3 protein-coding genes and 1 pseudogene are annotated in these 2,367 nt (G+C 44.2%); 2 read left to right on the top strand and 2 right to left on the bottom strand.

What is annotated here, in order from left to right; all coding sequences use genetic code 11:
- Positions 1 to 222: pseudogene (locus AB6E51_RS24180) on the top strand (hypothetical protein); the annotation flags it as partial.
- Between the two features lie 292 nt (positions 223 to 514).
- Here AB6E51_RS24180 and AB6E51_RS24175 read toward each other — a convergent pair.
- Positions 515 to 1,102 (bottom strand): hypothetical protein, encoded by a 588-nt coding sequence (locus tag AB6E51_RS24175; protein ID WP_372127260.1) that lies wholly within the window; start codon positions 1,100 to 1,102, stop codon positions 515 to 517.
- Positions 1,103 to 1,298: 196 nt separating this feature from the next.
- Between AB6E51_RS24175 and AB6E51_RS24170 the strand changes: the two genes are divergently transcribed.
- Complete coding sequence (locus AB6E51_RS24170; RefSeq protein WP_102333690.1) at positions 1,299 to 1,547, top strand: hypothetical protein; 249 nt, start codon at positions 1,299 to 1,301, stop codon at positions 1,545 to 1,547.
- Positions 1,548 to 1,564: 17 nt separating this feature from the next.
- Here AB6E51_RS24170 and AB6E51_RS24165 read toward each other — a convergent pair.
- Positions 1,565 to 2,367 (bottom strand): conjugal transfer protein TraG N-terminal domain-containing protein (locus tag AB6E51_RS24165; RefSeq protein ID WP_372140282.1); only part of this gene is annotated, 803 nt, incomplete at its 5' end.

Here is a 2,367-nt window from a genome sequence, read left to right as displayed (position 1 = left end):
AATTATCGTCAGATAGAGCGGGCGTTACTTAAGTTGACGTTAAACTTTAATCACAAAGAACAAGCCCTGCTTTGTAAAATCGTGCATTTTGGGCATGATATGACGAAAGACGAGCATCATAAGTCTAAGATGGTTATGCACTTGCAAAAGCTTGGGCACCGCTTACCCGACATTTTTCTGATCTTACGGCAAAGTACCAGAGTTGAAATTATTGACCGTTAATCTTTAAATTATCAGTCAGTTGTGCAGTATTTGCGAGTGCCTCAGCAATGTCGCGATATCAATGATATTGGTGCTTGCGAAGGGTTCATTGGATTTTGCACAATGACTTGTGCGGCTTTTCGGGCTGTGGGTTAAAGTGAGCGCATTGAGTACAGCTATAGGGACGTACAAGGATGTGAGAAGCCGCCTATAACAATATTATGTTGGTGTATGCCTACCTGCAGAATGCAAGACAACTATTTTTGAGACTCACGAAACACGACGAATAAGGCAATAACAGACCCCTCGATATTCATTCGTAACTTGCCATTTTCCTTGTCGTGCCTGTGAAGCTGTCTGATACTTCGATGCGCTTCATTTCGATGTTCATGGTTGGTTCGAGTTTTTTAAGGCGCGCTATGTCACTGGCGATGCGCTTACAGCCTAAAAACAGAATGCCATCGAGTGGTGTTATGACCTCTCCAGCCTTGAGGCAATCAACGAGAGACGTTGCAGACAGTGGTGTTTTTATCCCATCAACGTAGCGGGTTGCCACAAACTCATTCGTATAGCGGATCTCTCTTGGTAGCATTTGTTCGCTTTTGGCGTAAATCATCCCGCTTTGTTTACCATTAATGACGCGATGTTCTTTATACACTCGGGTTTCTTCACCGATGATGGCCATGGCTTGTGGTGCACGAGTGATAAGTAAGCGAAAAGGCAGATCTTCACTTGTGATGTAATCGACAAGGTTAAATGCTAATCTTGCTCTCGCGACCTCTCCGAGTGGTTTGTCACGACAGATTTGTCGAACCTGATTCCACTGACTGGTCAGTCGAGCGCTTTCTTTATCGCTTCTAACTTTAACTTGCTGAATGTCATAGTGAATTGTCTTTGCCATGGTTGACTTAGCCTTCCGTTTTTTTCGTCGAATTCCAACTTAACATTATGTTTTTATAACACATTAAAACAGTTATCCACAAAAATTGGGCGTAACCTGTGTGAAAATAAGTCAAGCTTAATATTCGATTTGCAACCGTCTGCATAAAGGCGTAATCTGATGGTAATTTAACCGTATTGAGTCAAAAGAGGCCGAAATGTTAGCATTCCTGAAAAAATGGCGTCAGGCATACCGAGATGAAAAAGGTGATCGTTTACATGCTGAAGTGGAAGCTGAGCGTAATGCCCTTCTTAGTAGTACATCTCTGTCATTTGAAGAGGTGAATGAAGCTTTAGTAACTAAACCTACACTAGATAAGTCTATGTCATGGAAGGAAGCTTTCTTCAAGGCTCATAATGATTGTACTTTATACGAGGAAGAGCAAGCGTATTATAAAAAATCATAATGGCTTGCTCTTCTCTTTTATTTCATCTTATTTCCTAGTGTGCCTATTAGTCTGTCTGATCCTTTTTGAGCTGCATCCCCAACTTTGGTCATAGCACTATCCATCGACACCCCATTCACGCGATAACTGGCGTAACCCAGTACCCCAAACCATATCGCGGGCACCACCACGTAGAACGTGATCATCACAAACGCTAATATCGAATCATCCATGCTGTTTATCGTGCCGGTTATCGGATTAAAGTTGTCATGCATGGAATACACCGCCTCCAACAGCTTACTGTCTAGGCTTCGACACAACTCCCACCAAAACGTTAAGAACAACAATCCTGTATAAGAGAGTGACAACGACATCAGCGTCATCATCGAATAGTTACTGACCGTTAACACAATCGGACTTGCAATCACCACCACAATGAGCAGCAAAGACTGCAGCATCGGCATCGCTTCTCGCACAATGAAGTAAGCCGGGCCTGTGAAGATATGCCCAATTTGTAATCCTGCCCAGCCTGCCGCGCTATTCCACACTTCTCTGACTTGATGGTCTAGTGACTTATCAAGCACCTGGCCATAGCCACGAACCACGCGGCCACTGGTCGATTGATTTTCAACACTCAAGACTCGCTGAACCAGCATGTTCGCCTTATCGGCAGGCGTGACTTCAGCCCCCATGATTTTTGAGAAAAAGCCATCATAGTCCAGCACGTCATGAATCAATTCAGGGTTGGTGTCTTCAATGTGATTGAACAATCGCCACAGTAAGCCGGCGCGCTGGCCATCACTGCGACCGCCTTGAGTACTGTCCCACCATTCATCACACA

Source organism: Vibrio sp. 10N.247.311.47, from assembly GCF_041467535.1.
Classification (GTDB): domain Bacteria; phylum Pseudomonadota; class Gammaproteobacteria; order Enterobacterales; family Vibrionaceae; genus Vibrio; species Vibrio crassostreae_C.
The sequence above is the reverse complement of the archived record's forward strand: the minus strand, read 5'-3'. Positions and strand labels throughout refer to the sequence as shown.

Bases quoted from the DNA above. Each gene is read 5' to 3' on its own strand.
- AB6E51_RS24175 (WP_372127260.1), bottom strand. From the start codon at position 1,102: ATGGCAAAGACAATTCACTATGACATTCAGCAAGTTAAAGTTAGAAGC.
- AB6E51_RS24170 (WP_102333690.1), top strand. From the start codon at position 1,299: ATGTTAGCATTCCTGAAAAAATGGCGTCAGGCATACCGAGATGAAAAA.